Raw genomic sequence first — 14,864 nt, forward strand, 5'->3', positions numbered from 1 at the left:
CTTTCGGGAAGTAAGGTACCTTGGCCTCGATGTTCACCTTGGATAAAGCGCTTCATGGGCGATCCCTGCGATGAATTCCTCAGAAATCATAGCAAGGGTTCACGAAGGCGTTTTTACACACTCTGGGTCGATAGCAGCCCTACATAATGGGCTGCTTTTGGGCATTTTGGGCATTTTGGGCCGGGCGATGTGTCGAAGCTTCGACGTCAAATTCAATGCAAACAGGCGGTCGGCTCGACTAAGCAGCTTGCCGCATATCATCGACAGCACAATCAATCCACGCCGCACCAGCTCTTGCCAGCTCCCGCGTTTTCCCTTCGCTTATGCCGTAGTGCTTGCCAACGCGGACCATGGGCCATTTAGCGCCGTAGTACAGCCAGATAATATCGCCCATTTGTTGATCGCGATGCGCAAGCCTGGCCACTGCGTTGTCGATAGCAATTGCCCAGTCGTCTGTAATGCAATAATTTTTACTCGGCGACACTTGCGGCATTGCCTGGCGCATCAGCGCAAAGGTTGGTGAGGTGTAATTGGGTATCCCTGCCCCGTCCATCCGCCACCATCCCCATTGTTCCAACAAGTACTCGGTATCGCCCAAAGGTCGGCCTGCCGGCTTGCGAATCATCATGCTTTCAATCCCCTGTGTAATTTGATCCGCCGGCACCACGACGGTTGTTCTGTTGGTAGTACTCGGCGGGGCCAGATATCGACGAACCCTGCTGGAGCACTTCTATTTCGCGCTGAGCCATCTGCAATTTGAAGCTCAACTGAGTCACTAATTCGTCCGAAGAAAGTACCAGCCTGCTTCCCAATACAACCCAACCTGAGCCGTTGCAAGCAGTACAGATCTGCTCGTAAAACACCCCTTCCACTACTGCTTTCCCCTTGCAACTCAGGCAGGATTCAAGCTCGATTCGCTGCCTCTTAAAGCCAAGCCCCTGCCCTTTCTGCATGTTTTGAATCCTCGCCTATGGTTGATTCTTGAATGGCCTCGCAGGCCTTATGTTCTGCGGTTTCCAGCGCATTACCGGAATCTCCGAATCTAACGCCGGTCAACATATGAATCTGGTCAAAACCCTTCGTATCTAGATGCGCGTGCCACTGCTCCAAGGCATCCCGCTTGCGCCCCATCACGTCCGACTGGATGTACACCTTCACGTTGTGGCCCATCGCGTGGTTGATCAGCAGTTCACCGATCAGGTGGTCAATTCCGAGGTCGGCCCAGCCGGTACGCGCCAACTTGCGCAGGTCGTGACTGGTCCACTCGCCCTGCCCCAGCCGCACGAATACGGCACTCGCCTGCCCTTCACTGAGCGCCTTCCTGTTACGGGACGGGAACAGGAACTGGCCGTCATACCCTTTGGCCCGCTGGATCTCGCGATAGCTGATGAGCACCTTGCGCACCTGGTCGGTCAACGGCAGGTGATGCTCGACGCCGGTCTTGGTGTGTTCGGCCGGAATGAACCACTCACGCTCAGCCAGACTGATGTGCGACCAGCGTGCCTGCCGGGTTTCGCCGATGCGGGTGCCATGGCAGAGCATCATCAGAGCCAACAGGCAGTCCGCAGGGTTGTTCGCCATTGCGCCGAGCAAGCGACTCATCAGGTCTTGGAGTTGGGTACCACGCAATCGAGAAGGCTTGATCCCGACCTTGGCTTTGGAGAAGTCGTTGAACTTGATGCTCGCCATTGGGTTGGACGAAATCAGGCCCAACTTGAACGCCTGACGGAAAGCCAGGGCCAGCAGCTGGAACACCGAACGCACGTAGTCGATGGATATGCTTTCCTGTAGAGGCCACATGAGCAGGCTGTCGAGGGTCGCCTTGTCGAGGGCGGTCAATGACAGTTCGCCGAGGCGCGGTATCAGGTGGCACTTGATCATCGAAGCGCCGGTCTTCTTGCGCTTACTGGACAGGTTGCGATCACGGGCCATCCGCTCGGCAAACCATCCGATCAGCTCTCCTGTAGTGACCCACTTGGACAGGGTCGAGCCTTCTTCGGCGGCAACTCGCAGGCGAACAGTCGGCAGTGCGGCAACCACCTGCTTGGTGCTCAGATCCGGAAAACCACCAATGCGATGCCAGGCGCGTTTGTTGAGCAAATACCAGGACCCGCGAGCGCGGTTTTTCGCGAAACGAAAGTGCAACGCCGGGTGGCTAGCATCACGCAGATCACGGACATGCAGCTTCTTGGCGTTGCGTTCGATCTCAGCATCCGACAGTTTGACCGTCAGGGTTTTGACCAAGACCGTCATGCTCGGGCACCGGTAGGATTTTCAAGGTCAACAACTTGGAACGTGGTTGGCCACATCCAAGCACCGTAGCGCTCAGCCATTGCCTGATCCACGAACAGCGCCAATGCGTGATCAGGGGGGCTGCCCAGGTCGATCTTGAACGAGCAGCAGAACACGGCAAACCGATAGTTAGCGGGGTCCGGAACAGCCAAGCGGCGATCAGGCAACAGAACGTTGTTCCCAAAGCACTTGTGCACTTAGAAGCCCTTCAGTAGAGATTGCAATTGCTTGAACTTATCGAGCGCCTCGGCGTTGGCTTCGCGCTCCGTTTCAACGGAAAGAGCCACTTCTTCGATGCGGGTCGCCAGTTTTTTCATGCGTTGGGCGACTTCCTCGGAAAAGCTGATGACCTCGCCAGACAGCACCGCCAATGTATCCAGAGCACTGATCTTAGGGTTCTTGATGACAACGACGGGCGACTTGGATTCTTTCGACATGTTCTGCTCTCTCAGGGGCCTGATGGTGATGGCGATACGCTGGAAGTGACCGTTAACGGGTTCGCGAATGAGGCCGGCCTCCTTCAATTCGCCCAAGCCTCGACGGACGGCCGGAAACTGGGCACCCGTGGCTTCGGCAGCGACCAACGAATTAAAAATATCGTGGGCACTCCAGCGCTCCTGAATTGGCACGACCCGGAACACTTTGCGGGCGAGTGACGTTTGCCCGGCGAGCACGTTTTGTTGTTTGGCGGCGTTCATCAGAAGCCCTCCTTACCGCGTTGAGATTCCCACTCGAATGCCACACCAATGCAGCCGTTTTCGCGGATGCGGTCGACACAGCGCGCACCGATGGCGTCGTTCAGTTCGGCGGGCGACAGGTTGCTGACGATGATCGTCGGACGGCATTGCTCGTAACGACCGTTGATGATGCTGAACAAGGTGGCCAGCTCGAACTCGCTCTGCTTGGTCGCGCCGACTTCATCGAGCACCAGCAGGTCCGCGCCGATCACTTCACGCAAGATGTGCGCCTCGGACTCGCATGAGCGATCATTGAACGTCGCCCGGATCTCGCCGATGAGCGTGCCAACCGTGCGGTAAATCGCCTTGACCATGCATTCGTTGATCAGGTGATTGGCCGAGGCAATGGCCAGGTGGGTCTTACCGGTGCCGACCTTCCCCAACAGCAACATGCAGCGACCTTCCCGGCGATGCTTCGAAAAGTTGTCGACGTAGTCGGTACAGGCATCCAGGGCAATCTGCTGGGCCGGATTCGACACGACGAAATCGTCAAATGTCTTTTCCGCGAAACGCTTCGGTATCCGGGCGCTTGATTGCTGAACTATCCGAAACTGACAGCGCTTGCGCTCGAGCTCTTGCATGTCGCGCTTGTTGCTCGCACAGATAGGACACCCAGACAGGTTGCCACCCTTGAGGATGACCGCCGAATATTCGCCATGATCGAAGCAGCTCGCTGGCTGACGGCCGATGACGCCGAATTTGCGGTCCATGTGAGCGCCGAAGTTAGAGACGGAAGGTGCCATTGGCGTTCTCCTTGGTACCGGCCTTGTAATCGCGAGTGTCGAAGCCGGAGTGGCGACTAGTCGGGAGTGGATGTGCGGGGCTGACTGCTTTGTCGGGGAAGATCCCCGTCCATCCGTTGCTGATCGAGAGGGCCAGAACGGAATCGGGGGCTGGATGGTTCGCCAAGGCCTTGGCCTGTTGTTCGCAGCTCTTGGCGGTAAGGGGTTTGTGGATTTCCTTGCGGTGCTGGCACCAATCGCCCCAAACCTCGACGCTGACGTTTTCCGGTTTGGCCGTCAGCGGGTCGAATTTTGACGATTTGCATGGCGCGCCAGCGCCCTGCTTCTCCTGATTACTGGTTACCTGATTGGTACCCTGATTACTGGTACCCTGATTTGTCGGAAATTTTTCCGACCCTCCTCGGATTGTTTTCCGACCCTGTTCGGATATTTTTCCGACCTTACTCGGAGATTTTTCCGAGGTAGATCGGATTTTTTTCCGACCCTCACACGTCTCAGAGGTCGGATATTTTTCCGACCCGTCCAACTTGCGATTCCACTCTTTGGCCTTTTCGGTCAAACGAAACAAACTGATGTTGGAAGTGTGGGATAGCTCGATCAGCCCGGCAGTCTCGAGCCCTTTGAGAAGTCGGTACGCTGTATCTGGTTTGTCGGTGAGCAAGGGCAATTCCTCCACAATCTTTGCCTTGCTCAAGGCAAAGAAAATCCCGTTATCGGTCTTGATTGGCCTTGCCCAGCTAGGACACTCGTAGACAAAGGAAAACAGCAGCGCCTGCTGGGAGTTCAACCCCCACTCCAGTGCTTTCACTTGGTTGATCGTGATCGTGAACTGCATATCACCCCTTCCCGCTTGACGGTCGGGATTGGCGCTTCGATTTGTGCAACTCGATCAGTGCAGTCACCTCTTCGTGCCGGGCAGCCAAGTGCTTCGCGTGTAAGGCCAGAATCTCTGTGGCTTCCGCTGCGGTGATTTCACCGTCCTCCAACGCCAGGGCAAGAAACTGGTCAACCCGGCCGCGCTTCACAGAAGTACGTAACGAGCGCTGGTGCATGTCTACGTTGTCCAGATCGCCAACCTCAGGCAGGCGAACAAAAACGCCGCCGTACATCGCGCAGATGTAGTCCGGCAAGAATGTGGTTTTGGCTTCAGTCTCAAGCGTGCAGACCTCATCGTCGGTAAGGGGTTTGACGCCTGCCGACTCGTAAATCCGGTTTTTGAAGCGTTTGAGATTCTCCTCGCCAAGAAAGTCAGAGGCGTATACAAGTCCGCCTGGGAATGCATTGGCAGAGGCAATGACTGCTTTGCGACGGGTGTCTAGCACTGGCGATTTCATCGTCTAGTTTTCTCTCGGCGCAGTTGCGCTCAAAGTTGGCTCATTGGATGGGCTGCATCCGGCGACGCGTCCTTTTCGCGCTTAAGACCGGGAATGGTCTACGTTCCTCCGCGGTGAAAGAGCCATCTCTGTGCTCAGTAACAAATACGTCACGGCCGGCCTGAAGGGCCTTGTTGAGCGCCCCTTGGCTCATACCCAGTAGCCCCGCTGCATTGGTTTGCCCGCGTACTTGAGAAAATTCTTGAAGACTTTTTCGGCTCATCGCGCCGACCTCCATCGTTAAACACCCCGCAAGTATCTCCGGCGGCATTTATTTAATCAAGCCCGGCGGCACTTGATTAAATATCGCCGCAAGGAATAATTGCGAAATGAAAAAACGCGAACTCGAAGATTGGGAAAAAGAGGAGTGCTTGGCGCTCAAAGCGGCCGTGGACGCTTTCAACGCAGGCAAGTCGCGGCGTGATTCGCTGACCCAGGGGAAAATCGCAGACTCCTTGGGTATCAATCAGGGATCCGTCAGCTCTTACCTGAACGGCTACAACGCACTGAATGCGAAAGTCGCTAGTGCAATTGCCGGTTTGATTTCCAAACCCGTGGAATCATTCAGCCCTCGACTGGCTGAGGAAATTGCGAAAATGGCTCAGTCCAGCTTCGAATCTAATGTCGAGGCTGGTCCCCCAATCTATTCCTCACCTCGCAGAATCAATATCGAAGGCACCGCCCAACTCGGCAGTGAGGGATATTGGATGAGCCTTGACCAGGCAGCTGGCTGGGTTGAGACCTATTCTAGGGATGAGGACGCCTACGCGCTCAGATTGAAGGGAGACTCAATGGCTCCAGCTATCCGTAGCGGCTGGGTCGCGGTCTGCGAGCCCAATCACCGCCTAGTGCCAGGTGAGTATGTGATGGTCACCACCATTGATGGGCAAAGCATGGTTAAAGAACTTCTCTTTGAAACCGAGGAAGAGATTAGCCTTATGTCGATCAACACTGCGTACGGTGAGCGACTGACAATCTCTCGGGGTGATATCGACAAAATTCATTACGTAGGTGCAATCCTTGCTCCCAGCAAAGTGTTGGGCCGAATCTAGATTTATGCATGTAAATTGGCCATAAACACCGCCCTCTGAAAGCCTGCCTTTACGGACATTCTCCCCGCTAAATAATTGTTTTTGATCGTTAATCTTTAGCTCTTATGTCGCAAGCCATTCACTCTATATCCATACAAAAAATGGAGCAGTGCAATGGCAAAGCCAAAAAACAAACCATCACCGCCAAATTCGTTTGAGCTTCTTGGACTCCGCATCCAAAAAATCATCAGCTCCCCTACCGCCCAGAAACGAAAAACGGCTGTCATTTGTAAAACTTCAGATGAAAGCCCAAGGGATTGGAGGCGACTCCTTGAGGAAATTGCCGATACCGAGCACGTAATGGTGAGCCGCGAAAAAGACGGCAGCGCCCGCGTCTCCTGGGATCTCCCGGCAAATATCTAATCCTTAAGCAAGCCCGCCCAGCGCGGGTTTTTTTATACCTCGGAATTTTTTATCTCCGGCGGCATTGACTTATAATATCCCCGGCGGCAATACTTGTTTGTCGCAGCAAATCGTAGCGGCAATACGGGACCAGCCCGCCGCTCTTTAACAGTCAGCGCAATAAACAACAGATCGCATTGCCTCTACCGGCGACCGGCAGGCAGACAGGCAAGAAAGCCTGCCCACGACAGGAACAACCTGGGCGGCTGCTCGATGGTGAAACGCCAGAACCGTGTGAATGACCCGGCAAGCAATGCGCCCCGCCCCTCCGGCGGCAATAGGACGGACAGCATCACTGCTGCACCTTGGCGACAGGGTGCATCGGGATGTAAACCAACTCACGCAAGGAAATGGACAATGCTGATTTTGACTCGTAAAGCAGGCGAAAGCATCAACATAGGCAACAACATAACGATCACTGTGCTGGGTGTGAGCGGCCAACAAGTGCGCATCGGGACAATCGCTCCCAAGGAAGTCGCAGTGCATCGAGAAGAGATCACCCAGCGTATTCAAGCGGGCCTGTCCAAGCCCCGCTAATTAATCAACCAGCAGGTAGGCGGAGTGCTGACGAATACACATCACCTACTCCGAGGGAGCAGCATGCATCCATCATTTCAAGAGCGCTTCGATGAACTCGGTGTGTTACTTCAGAAAACAAATGCTGCCCGGGCCGGCCGTATAGATCGACCAACGCCGGCCAAACCGGTGCGCTACCAAGTCACCGGGGGTAGCGTCGGCATGTACCAGATTAAAGACCGCACCACCGGCAAGACTCGCGCCTTCCGTGACAACTACAAGGCCGCTCACGAGCTTGCCATGCAATTTGAAGTACAAGTAAACCGCCAGATTGCAGTGACGATATGAAAAAGCGAAAGCCCAACAACATGCGTACCCGGATAGAGCGATCGAGCCGTGCACTGCTCAATGCCAATCACGTCTCGGTGGTCCACATCGACCCCAGCGGAAACCAAGGGATGGTCAACAGGAAGAGCTGCAAAAGTATTCCACCGGGACAGCGCATGGCCGAAGCAGTCTGCGACTTTGCCCACCGCTGGACAATCTATGTCAGCGTCCAGTGTCGAGATCAGCGCGGCCACCGCTACACCAAATCAGTAGAGGTTGCGCCCCAAGGCAACTATTTGGCGGCCCACCTCGAAGGCGTGATAGAGGAAACCTACAAGGCACTAGTCGCCGAGAGCAATCCGAATCAACGGGTCGCGTCGGGTTGGATCGCCGTTCCTGCAGAAATCTCGCTTACTGAAGAACAGGCCGCCCGCATATTCGACGCTGTGGGTGTCTGGAACCAGCAGAGGGCAGCATGAGGCGCATCAGCAACAAGGTGCGCCAGCGCCGACGTCAGACATGGCTGGATCTACCGGCCCACGGAATTGAAGAGGCAGGCCATGGCCAAGACTGGACAAGAGCGATCGACGAAGGTCGCCGAGAAGCGGTTGAAGTACGACGAGAAGGAATTGCGGCACCGGGTCAGGCTCGGCACCCGGCAGAAGCTTGATGAACTGATGGCCTGGAACGGGATTACGGAAATCAATGAGGCGGTGCAGAACCTAATTCTGAACGCTCACGCGCTCGGGCCAACACTGTCGTATCAGGCGATTGGCAGTCCGCGCCACAAAGTGCAGATAAGCGAAAACGTGGCGCGGATGTTTCAGGATCGTAGCCTGGCAGAGTTGAAGAGCGATCCTGGAGACGAGGTAGTCGTGCCCGACTGAATTGACTCACCCACATTTTATTATCTTTCATCAGTTTTGAATTTGAACTTTGGAATTTTAACCTTGTAAGTTTTCTTGCAAAATACTGCCTGAAAAACAGGAATCGTCTTACCTAATTCATGACCTGCGACCTGTGCCAGCTTCTTTATTTCGTCAGCTGTTTCATTTCTAGCTCCTAAAATTACGGCATTAAGAAGTTCTTGCTGAAAAGGAAAAACACCGTGTCCTCCTTCGTTTTTAATAACTCGACTTTCTTGCTCGTATTGCCAAACCTCCGACTTAGTCAGAAAAAGCTGATCCAAAATCAAGTCTCTATCTGTAGTCGAACCATCCATCACAACTATCGGACGATCTTTTTCATACCTCACATTCAAAGGTATTAGGTCTGCGTAAGAATATTCACCATTAAAAAAGCGCGGTGTATTAATTGGAATTTTAAATTCGACCACAGCGCCCTGATGGTACTGTGCATAGTGAGACCACATAAGAATGCTGTCAGGCATTTTAGCTAACGACAGAACAGAGGCCTCTGCAAGCAAGCCTTGCAAAAAATCGCCGCTGTCAATGTTCGCTTTCATCCTATTTTGCATCTTTGCAAGCGCCTTAATACGCTGCGCACCTTTTAGCAAATCAAGACCAAGCGCCTTATACACATAGGGGTTTTTTGTTTTTAAATCAGTAAAGTCCCTATGCACAACAGCAGGAAAACAATCAAATGGATCGTTGAAATCCTTTGGATGAGTAAATTTAACATCTCTATTCTGAAGCAGACTCCTCAAGCCCTTACCATTACTCAGATACTTATACCTGTAAATATACTTAAGCATTTTTAAGCCCGATATTTGGATGTAACATTCCACCATTATAAACAAATCGCAGCAACAACCCTTTTCACCACTGTCGCATTCGGTCACGGAGGGCCGCGCCTAGCCTTTTGGGGGCTCACCATATATTTCTTCTGGGGACGGTCTCGGCGCGCCAGTCGAAGCAGCGGACTCGCAGACATCTACCGCCAAAATCAAGTGATCTTTAATCTCAGAGAGCATGCCAAACCACCTTTTAAACTCGCCGGTTCTGTGAGCAAGCCCCACATCAATCCAAGATGGATGCGAAATCGTCGCATGAGCATCACCTACAAAAGCTTGGATCAGCCCCAGAGCTCTAGCTGATCTTTTGGCGGCATGATTTGGTAACTTAAGCAGTGGGTACAAATCTTCGATTGAGATCGCACTGGAGAGTACTTCAAGCTCTTCCAGAAACTTCAATACCTTAGTGTCTGACTCAGCGTGCGCGTCTTCACTGAATGCAAACCATGCAAAAAGATATGATGCCTTCCTTTCGAGAACCGATAGCGGGCTGAGTACCTTCGCGGCAGACAGTTCTGAGCGATCTTTCTCAGCCTTCCGATTTGCCCAAGCTGATTGACCGGAAATCCCCAAGGCAACGACAACAGCAGCCACCGTACCTATGGCCGACAGCATATCCCACGGAGCATCCGCCATTTAAATCTCCTTGACCCGGCCCCATGCCGGGGCGAACACCAATACCCTATTTCAACAAATCACGCCAGCCAGCAACCACCAATTCTAGTAGCAGACTGCGTTGTTCATTGACTTAACGCCAGAGACTGTCGTCCTTATTTCTTACTATTTTGTAGGACTTAAATGCGGTGCGAACTTTAAAACACTCGACCATATCCTTGCGTGCGCCCAAGCTTTTGTTTAAGTCCTGGGGAGTAATGGCTGAGTTACACCCAACAATTACTTGACTGAGCGTGCCAATACTATCAAAAGATTTAAAATACAAATCATTTTCAGGATCTGTTTCACTCAACAGAAAAATCCTACGAACCTCTCGCTCATATCGCCATTGAGAGTGCTTGATGCGGAGCTGCTTCTGCATCATCTCAGATCGCTCACGCTTATCTAGTTCCGTATACTGCGCAACGTCAAAATTTATCCTTCCAAATTTGTACTCGACAAAATGCATGTTGTGATCGGGCACATCAAACACTAAGCAGAGCCCCTTATGTTTATTGGCATAATGAGCCCACTGAACGGGGCTTCGAAAGGACTGACTAAAACATAGCATTCCAAATTTTGTTGCAATTGCTGCTTTAAACTCATTCAACTTCTTACGAACGTCTTTATCTGGAGATGAGTAGCAAACCATTTCGAATGGATCATTAAGATCCATTATCGTTGCAACCTTTAATCTAGATTTTTCAATGTTCTGCAGTCCGTAAATTTCATCGCAGAAATGGTAAACCCGCATCATCCCCGAATCAGTCATGTCTTCCCTCACCTGACGAAAATTCAAAAATACAATATACCGGCGAGGTGCCACTATGCCCATCACTTACGGAAGCGTTTGCAGCGGCATCGAGGCCGCGAGGCCCCTGCCCACAGAAAACCAAACCTGTCTCGCCGCTGAAGGATGGGCGTACGACGGTGATGAAGCCTGGTCATCACCGCGGTGCAGCATGCGCTTCGCCAGCCGAAGCGAGAACCTCTATCTAATCTGAAGTTACCGACTGTCTAGAACGATTCGGCAGGATGGTAGATCTTTCTTCTGCATCCCGATGCAGTAAGGAAACGTTGTAATCGTAGGTCGATATCAACGGCACTGACTCCTCATTCCGAGACATATCAAGCCATCGCCTGGTGCGTTCGATGTCGAAGGATTCTTTCTTGAACTTCATCTTCGCAACAAGGTTCGCTGAAACCCTGAAGTGTCCACAACCAGCTGAGCATTTGACCTCCGACCAGTCTCCAGGCGCGCGAACAATCCTGGCGGCAGCCTGACAGATTAAGCACTTCATATTCGATCTCCATATCAGTGACCCATCAACTGTAGCCATTTACCGGCGAAGGACATCCCCATGTCCACAGAAAATCGATCTACGCGGTTTCACCCGGACCCGCAAGTCGCTGATTAGCATCAGCGTGACAGTCTCTGACCTGGCGCCTTCAGCAAACGAACTGCCACCTCCACTCACCCCACCTTCTGCCGCCACGCGCGGCATGGAGACGCTCATGAACATTCAGTTTCTTTCCCACACAGAGGTCTGCGAGCTTACCGGCGCGCGGACCAAGGCAGGCCAGATCCTCAACCTGAAGAAAAACGGTGTCAGGCACACCATTAAGGTGAATGGCTGGCCAAGTGTTACGGCGTTGGCTGTGACGGCGGTCGGTATGTTTGAGCCAGAGAAACCCGTATGGAAACCACGCAAGGCTAGCTGACATGGGACGACGACCAAGCAAACCCGGATCAATTGCCCGGTTTAGAGAGCGCAAGAAAGCCAGCGGCCGGGTTTTCTATTATTACGACACGGGCGGAAAGGACCGCAAAGAGATCCCGCTCGGCAGCGACTACGGTCTGGCGATCATGGAATACGCGAAACTTGAGCGTGATCGTACAGCCACCGCTTTAGTGGCCAAGGTGATCACCTTCCGTTACGTGGCCGAGAAGTACCTAGTCGACGTGGTGCCATCGAAGAAACCAGCAACGCAAAAGGACAACGTTAGGGAGTTAAAAAACCTGATGTCATTCTTCGACGATCCTCCGGCCCCGCTCGAAACTATCCAACCGCTGCACGTCCGCCAGTACCTGACCTGGCGCAAGGCGGCGCCGGTGCGTGCTAACAGGGAGAAGGCTCTGCTCAGTGCAATCTGGAACTTCGCCCGGGATGCCGGCTACACAGCACTCGCCAACCCCTGCGCAGGTATCAAGGGTAACAAGGAAACGGGGCGGGACATCTATATCGAGGATGCGCTGTTCAAGCGTGTGTACGAGAAAGCAGATGTGGGCCTTCGAGATGCGATGGACCTTGCTTATTTGACCGGCCAACGGGTGACCGACACTCGATTGATGGATGAGCGAGACGTACGCGAAGGGCAGATATGGGTGCTGCAGGGCAAGACAAACGCCAAGCGGCGGATTGAAATCACTGGAGAGCTGAAGGTTTTGATTGATCGGATCATGTCCAGAAAGTCAGAACACAAGGTCCGCTCGACGCGGCTGATCATTACAGAGGATGGCACACCAATGTCGGTGGCGATGTTGCGGGGAAGATTTGACTTAGCCAGAGAAGCGGCCGGGGTCGCAAAGTCCGAGTTCCAAATGCGCGACTTACGCGCTAAAGCTGGCACTGACAAGGCCGAATCAAGCGGCGACATTTTGCAGGCCAGGGATCAACTTGGGCATACGACCGTCGTAATGACTGAGCAGTACATCCGAAACCGTAAGGGGAAGAAAGTCTCACCAACCAAGTGAATTGCGGACCAATCCATTAATTGCGGACCAGAAACGAACAAGGGTTTGCCTAGTTTTCGCTCGCAAACCCTTGATTTATATGGTGCCCGAAGCCGGAATCGAACCGGCACGCCCTTACGAGCGGGGGATTTTAAGTCCCATGCGTCTACCAGTTTCGCCATTCGGGCGGTAGCGCGGTGAAGCGTCAAGCTTTTGCCAAATAACGCTCTGGCAGTTCTGACGCTTGTGCAGCAGAGGTGGAAATATATACATCCCGCCCCGGTGAAGCAAGTTCGCAAATACCCTTTTCAAGACTAAATCTTGCAGGCTACTGCAAATAAAAAAGCTCCGTAAATCATAGATCTACGGAGCTTGTTTATTAGTGGAGGCCGAGGTCGGAATCGAACCGGCGTAGGCGGATTTGCAATCCGCTGCATAACCATTTTGCTACTCGGCCTCAAAACATTTGCTGTCAGTAGCGCGACATCAAATGCGTACAAACTTGGAGCGGGAAACGAGACTCGAACTCGCGACCCCGACCTTGGCAAGGTCGTGCTCTACCAACTGAGCTATTCCCGCGTCTTGGTGTGGCGCATTCTATAGAATCCAGAAGCCCCGTCAACCCTTTGATTCAAAAAAGTTTTATTTCTTTTCAACGTCGGTCTTCAGATGTGGCCAGGCAGCCCGCAGGTACTGGACCATCGACCACAAAGTCAGGCCAGCCGACACCATCAGCAAGGTGTAGCCCAGCAAGACCCAGAAACTGAAATCCTTGGAGTTGGCCAGCAGGATCACCAGCGCCAGCATTTGCGCGGCGGTTTTCCATTTGCCCAGGTTCGATACGGCGACGTGGGCACGAGCGCCCAGTTCGGCCATCCACTCGCGCAGTGCCGAGACGACAATCTCGCGACCGATGATCACGGCAGCCGGCAGCGTGAGCCACAGGTTTCCGTGTTCCTGCACCAACAGGACCAATGCAACCGCAACCATCAGCTTGTCGGCAACCGGATCGAGGAAAGCCCCGAACGGTGTGCTTTGTTCCAGCCGGCGGGCCAGGTACCCGTCCAGCCAGTCGGTCGCGGCAGCGAATGCGAAGACCGAAGCGGAGGCCATGTAGCTCCACTGGTAAGGCAGGTAGAACAGCAAAATGAAGATCGGTATGAGCAGAACGCGTAGAACGGTAATCAGATTAGGGATATTCATCGGCACAACTGGCTACGAGGTGAGGGGGCATTCTACTCGCTGTGCAGATTTGCATAAATCAACTCTGCGAGCTTTTTACTGATCCCGGGGGCTTTGGCAATTTCTTCGATGCTTGCACGAGACAGCTCCTGCAATCCACCAAAATGTTTCAACAAATCACGCCGACGTGTGGGTCCGACGCCAGCGACGCCTTCCAGTGTAGACGTCCGACGGGTTTTTCCACGTCGGGCGCGGTGCCCGGTAATGGCAAACCGGTGGGCTTCGTCGCGAATCTGCTGGATCAGGTGCAGCGCGGGTGAATCCCCGCGCAAGGTGAACTCATGTGCGGCGTCGTTCAGGTACAGGGTTTCGAAACCGGCCTTGCGCGTCGCACCTTTTGCCACGCCAAGCAGAATCAGGTCAGGCACGGCCAGTTCATCGAGCACGTCGCGAGCCATGGACAACTGACCTTTACCGCCGTCCACCAGCAGGATATCCGGCAGCTTGCCCTCCCCGTCCTTCAGTTTGCTGAAGCGTCGGGTCAGCGCCTGATGCATCGCCGCGTAATCATCGCCGGCCGTAACGCCCTCAATGTTGTACCGGCGGTAATCGGCCTTGATCGGACCTTCGGGACCGAAGACTACGCAGGACGCCACCGTCGCCTCGCCGCTGGAGTGACTGATGTCGTAGCACTCAAGGCGCTGTGGAGGTTCATCCAGCTTCAGCACCTCGGCCAGTGCATCGAAGCGCGCCGTAATGTGCTGACGATTCGCCAGGCGCGCACTCAGTGCCTGCTCGGCATTGGTCACCGCCAATTGCTGCCAGCGCGCCCGCGTTCCTCGCACGCGATGGCTGATGGTCAGTTCACGACCGCGCAACTCGTCGATGGCGGCGATCAGCGTGGGAAAGTCATCGTGGACCACGTTGACGATCAGTTCGCTTGGCAAGTCGCGTTCAGGACTGCTGATGAAGTACTGGCCTAGAAATGCGGCCATGACTTCAGAAACGTCTTCTTCTATACCGACTTGAGGGAAGAAGTTCTTGCTTCCCAGTACCCGCC

General features: G+C 53.7%; 22 protein-coding genes and 3 tRNA genes. 8 read left to right on the forward strand and 17 right to left on the reverse strand.

Going from position 1 to position 14,864, the window contains the following annotated elements; translation table 11 throughout:
* Nucleotides 1–238 precede the first annotated feature (238 nt).
* Genes KGB20_RS24140 through KGB20_RS24180 form a run of 9 tightly spaced genes read right to left on the reverse strand, consistent with a single transcriptional unit; the run spans nt 239 to nt 5,416 of the window.
* On the reverse strand, nt 239–628 hold the full coding sequence (locus KGB20_RS24140; protein ID WP_223533059.1) for an antiterminator Q family protein: 390 nt from the start codon (nt 626–628) through the stop codon (nt 239–241).
* A 4-nt stretch (nt 629–632) separates the two neighbouring features.
* Nucleotides 633–953 (reverse strand): hypothetical protein, encoded by a 321-nt coding sequence (locus KGB20_RS24145; protein WP_223533061.1) that lies wholly within the window; start codon nt 951–953, stop codon nt 633–635.
* Complete coding sequence (locus KGB20_RS24150; protein WP_223533063.1) at nt 925–2,253, reverse strand: tyrosine-type recombinase/integrase; 1,329 nt, start codon at nt 2,251–2,253, stop codon at nt 925–927. The genes KGB20_RS24145 and KGB20_RS24150 overlap by 29 nt, the downstream gene beginning before the upstream one ends.
* Nucleotides 2,250–2,459, reverse strand: coding sequence for a hypothetical protein (locus tag KGB20_RS24155; protein WP_223533064.1), 210 nt, complete (start codon nt 2,457–2,459; stop codon nt 2,250–2,252). Before KGB20_RS24155 ends, KGB20_RS24150 begins: the two co-directional genes overlap by 4 nt.
* 30 nt (nt 2,460–2,489) lie before the next feature.
* Complete coding sequence (locus KGB20_RS24160) at nt 2,490–2,990, reverse strand: hypothetical protein (RefSeq protein ID WP_223533066.1); 501 nt, start codon at nt 2,988–2,990, stop codon at nt 2,490–2,492.
* Nucleotides 2,990–3,772, reverse strand: coding sequence for an ATP-binding protein (locus KGB20_RS24165; protein WP_223533068.1), 783 nt, complete (start codon nt 3,770–3,772; stop codon nt 2,990–2,992). Before KGB20_RS24165 ends, KGB20_RS24160 begins: the two co-directional genes overlap by 1 nt.
* Nucleotides 3,753–4,607, reverse strand: a complete 855-nt coding sequence (locus tag KGB20_RS24170) for a hypothetical protein (protein ID WP_223533069.1) — start codon at nt 4,605–4,607, stop codon at nt 3,753–3,755. The genes KGB20_RS24165 and KGB20_RS24170 overlap by 20 nt, the downstream gene beginning before the upstream one ends.
* A 1-nt stretch (nt 4,608) precedes the next feature.
* Nucleotides 4,609–5,106 carry a YmfL family putative regulatory protein gene (locus KGB20_RS24175; protein WP_223533071.1) on the reverse strand — a complete coding sequence of 166 codons (498 nt, stop codon included), beginning with the start codon at nt 5,104–5,106 and terminating at the stop codon, nt 4,609–4,611.
* A gap of 40 nt (nt 5,107–5,146) precedes the next feature.
* Nucleotides 5,147–5,416 carry a Cro/CI family transcriptional regulator gene (locus KGB20_RS24180; protein WP_317850889.1) on the reverse strand — a complete coding sequence of 90 codons (270 nt, stop codon included), beginning with the start codon at nt 5,414–5,416 and terminating at the stop codon, nt 5,147–5,149.
* A 58-nt stretch (nt 5,417–5,474) separates the two neighbouring features.
* Between KGB20_RS24180 and KGB20_RS24185 the strand changes: the two genes are divergently transcribed.
* The 6 genes from KGB20_RS24185 to KGB20_RS24210 all read left to right on the forward strand — a co-directional run bounded on the left by KGB20_RS24185 (nt 5,475) and on the right by KGB20_RS24210 (nt 8,368).
* On the forward strand, nt 5,475–6,197 hold the full coding sequence (locus KGB20_RS24185) for a S24 family peptidase (RefSeq protein ID WP_223533074.1): 723 nt from the start codon (nt 5,475–5,477) through the stop codon (nt 6,195–6,197).
* A gap of 153 nt (nt 6,198–6,350) precedes the next feature.
* On the forward strand, nt 6,351–6,599 hold the full coding sequence (locus tag KGB20_RS24190) for a DUF1654 domain-containing protein (protein ID WP_223533076.1): 249 nt from the start codon (nt 6,351–6,353) through the stop codon (nt 6,597–6,599).
* 396 nt (nt 6,600–6,995) lie between these two features.
* Entirely contained in the window at nt 6,996–7,175 is a 180-nt protein-coding gene (gene csrA, locus KGB20_RS24195; RefSeq protein ID WP_223533077.1) for a carbon storage regulator CsrA, read from the forward strand.
* Between the two features lie 63 nt (nt 7,176–7,238).
* Nucleotides 7,239–7,502, forward strand: coding sequence for a hypothetical protein (locus KGB20_RS24200; RefSeq protein WP_223533079.1), 264 nt, complete (start codon nt 7,239–7,241; stop codon nt 7,500–7,502).
* Entirely contained in the window at nt 7,499–7,960 is a 462-nt protein-coding gene (locus tag KGB20_RS24205) for a hypothetical protein (RefSeq protein WP_223533081.1), read from the forward strand. Before KGB20_RS24200 ends, KGB20_RS24205 begins: the two co-directional genes overlap by 4 nt.
* A gap of 81 nt (nt 7,961–8,041) precedes the next feature.
* Nucleotides 8,042–8,368, forward strand: coding sequence for a hypothetical protein (locus tag KGB20_RS24210; protein WP_223533083.1), 327 nt, complete (start codon nt 8,042–8,044; stop codon nt 8,366–8,368).
* Between the two features lie 20 nt (nt 8,369–8,388).
* Here the strand turns inward: KGB20_RS24210 and KGB20_RS29155 are convergent, their stop codons facing one another.
* The 3 genes from KGB20_RS29155 to KGB20_RS24225 all read right to left on the reverse strand — a co-directional run bounded on the left by KGB20_RS29155 (nt 8,389) and on the right by KGB20_RS24225 (nt 10,660).
* The gene (locus KGB20_RS29155; RefSeq protein WP_223533084.1) at nt 8,389–9,282 is read right to left on the reverse strand and encodes a DUF2971 domain-containing protein; all 894 of its coding nucleotides are present in this window, start codon (nt 9,280–9,282) and stop codon (nt 8,389–8,391) included.
* Between the two features lie 12 nt (nt 9,283–9,294).
* Complete coding sequence (locus KGB20_RS24220) at nt 9,295–9,870, reverse strand: hypothetical protein (protein WP_223533086.1); 576 nt, start codon at nt 9,868–9,870, stop codon at nt 9,295–9,297.
* A 112-nt stretch (nt 9,871–9,982) separates the two neighbouring features.
* A complete protein-coding gene (locus KGB20_RS24225) occupies nt 9,983–10,660 on the reverse strand; it encodes a DUF2971 domain-containing protein (protein WP_223533088.1) in 678 nt (225 codons plus the stop codon).
* Between the two features lie 743 nt (nt 10,661–11,403).
* Here KGB20_RS24225 and KGB20_RS24230 point away from each other — a divergent pair.
* Nucleotides 11,404–11,610 carry a DUF4224 domain-containing protein gene (locus KGB20_RS24230; protein WP_223533090.1) on the forward strand — a complete coding sequence of 69 codons (207 nt, stop codon included), beginning with the start codon at nt 11,404–11,406 and terminating at the stop codon, nt 11,608–11,610.
* 1 nt (nt 11,611) lies between these two features.
* Nucleotides 11,612–12,643 (forward strand): tyrosine recombinase XerC, encoded by a 1,032-nt coding sequence (gene xerC / locus KGB20_RS24235; protein ID WP_223533091.1) that lies wholly within the window; start codon nt 11,612–11,614, stop codon nt 12,641–12,643.
* 80 nt (nt 12,644–12,723) lie between these two features.
* Here the strand turns inward: xerC and KGB20_RS24240 are convergent.
* The 5 genes from KGB20_RS24240 to KGB20_RS24260 all read right to left on the reverse strand — a co-directional run.
* Nucleotides 12,724–12,810 (reverse strand) — tRNA-Leu (locus KGB20_RS24240).
* 195 nt (nt 12,811–13,005) lie between these two features.
* Nucleotides 13,006–13,079, reverse strand: a tRNA-Cys gene (locus KGB20_RS24245).
* 46 nt (nt 13,080–13,125) lie between these two features.
* Nucleotides 13,126–13,201, reverse strand: a tRNA-Gly gene (locus KGB20_RS24250).
* 63 nt (nt 13,202–13,264) lie between these two features.
* The gene (gene pgsA, locus KGB20_RS24255) at nt 13,265–13,825 is read right to left on the reverse strand and encodes a CDP-diacylglycerol--glycerol-3-phosphate 3-phosphatidyltransferase (protein WP_057714620.1); all 561 of its coding nucleotides are present in this window, start codon (nt 13,823–13,825) and stop codon (nt 13,265–13,267) included.
* 32 nt (nt 13,826–13,857) lie between these two features.
* On the reverse strand, nt 13,858–14,864 hold a 1,007-nt coding region (locus KGB20_RS24260), incomplete at its 5' end, for an excinuclease ABC subunit UvrC (protein WP_102685610.1).

The sequence above is a fragment of the Pseudomonas sp. BF-R-30 genome (assembly GCF_019956175.1).
Classification (GTDB): Bacteria; Pseudomonadota; Gammaproteobacteria; order Pseudomonadales; family Pseudomonadaceae; genus Aquipseudomonas; species Aquipseudomonas jessenii.

Coding starts and splice junctions, on each gene's coding strand:
- KGB20_RS24140 (WP_223533059.1), bottom strand. CDS start 628: ATGATGATTCGCAAGCCGGCAGGCCGACCTTTGGGCGATACCGAGTAC.
- KGB20_RS24145 (WP_223533061.1), bottom strand. CDS start 953: ATGCAGAAAGGGCAGGGGCTTGGCTTTAAGAGGCAGCGAATCGAGCTT.
- KGB20_RS24150 (WP_223533063.1), bottom strand. CDS start 2,253: ATGACGGTCTTGGTCAAAACCCTGACGGTCAAACTGTCGGATGCTGAG.
- KGB20_RS24160 (WP_223533066.1), bottom strand. CDS start 2,990: ATGAACGCCGCCAAACAACAAAACGTGCTCGCCGGGCAAACGTCACTC.
- KGB20_RS24165 (WP_223533068.1), bottom strand. CDS start 3,772: ATGGCACCTTCCGTCTCTAACTTCGGCGCTCACATGGACCGCAAATTC.
- KGB20_RS24170 (WP_223533069.1), bottom strand. CDS start 4,607: ATGCAGTTCACGATCACGATCAACCAAGTGAAAGCACTGGAGTGGGGG.
- KGB20_RS24175 (WP_223533071.1), bottom strand. CDS start 5,106: ATGAAATCGCCAGTGCTAGACACCCGTCGCAAAGCAGTCATTGCCTCT.
- KGB20_RS24180 (WP_317850889.1), bottom strand. CDS start 5,416: ATGCCGCCGGAGATACTTGCGGGGTGTTTAACGATGGAGGTCGGCGCG.
- KGB20_RS24185 (WP_223533074.1), top strand. CDS start 5,475: ATGAAAAAACGCGAACTCGAAGATTGGGAAAAAGAGGAGTGCTTGGCG.
- KGB20_RS24190 (WP_223533076.1), top strand. CDS start 6,351: ATGGCAAAGCCAAAAAACAAACCATCACCGCCAAATTCGTTTGAGCTT.
- csrA (WP_223533077.1), top strand. CDS start 6,996: ATGCTGATTTTGACTCGTAAAGCAGGCGAAAGCATCAACATAGGCAAC.
- KGB20_RS24200 (WP_223533079.1), top strand. CDS start 7,239: ATGCATCCATCATTTCAAGAGCGCTTCGATGAACTCGGTGTGTTACTT.
- KGB20_RS24205 (WP_223533081.1), top strand. CDS start 7,499: ATGAAAAAGCGAAAGCCCAACAACATGCGTACCCGGATAGAGCGATCG.
- KGB20_RS24210 (WP_223533083.1), top strand. CDS start 8,042: ATGGCCAAGACTGGACAAGAGCGATCGACGAAGGTCGCCGAGAAGCGG.
- KGB20_RS24220 (WP_223533086.1), bottom strand. CDS start 9,870: ATGGCGGATGCTCCGTGGGATATGCTGTCGGCCATAGGTACGGTGGCT.
- KGB20_RS24225 (WP_223533088.1), bottom strand. CDS start 10,660: ATGACTGATTCGGGGATGATGCGGGTTTACCATTTCTGCGATGAAATT.
- KGB20_RS24230 (WP_223533090.1), top strand. CDS start 11,404: ATGAACATTCAGTTTCTTTCCCACACAGAGGTCTGCGAGCTTACCGGC.
- xerC (WP_223533091.1), top strand. CDS start 11,612: ATGGGACGACGACCAAGCAAACCCGGATCAATTGCCCGGTTTAGAGAG.
- pgsA (WP_057714620.1), bottom strand. CDS start 13,825: ATGAATATCCCTAATCTGATTACCGTTCTACGCGTTCTGCTCATACCG.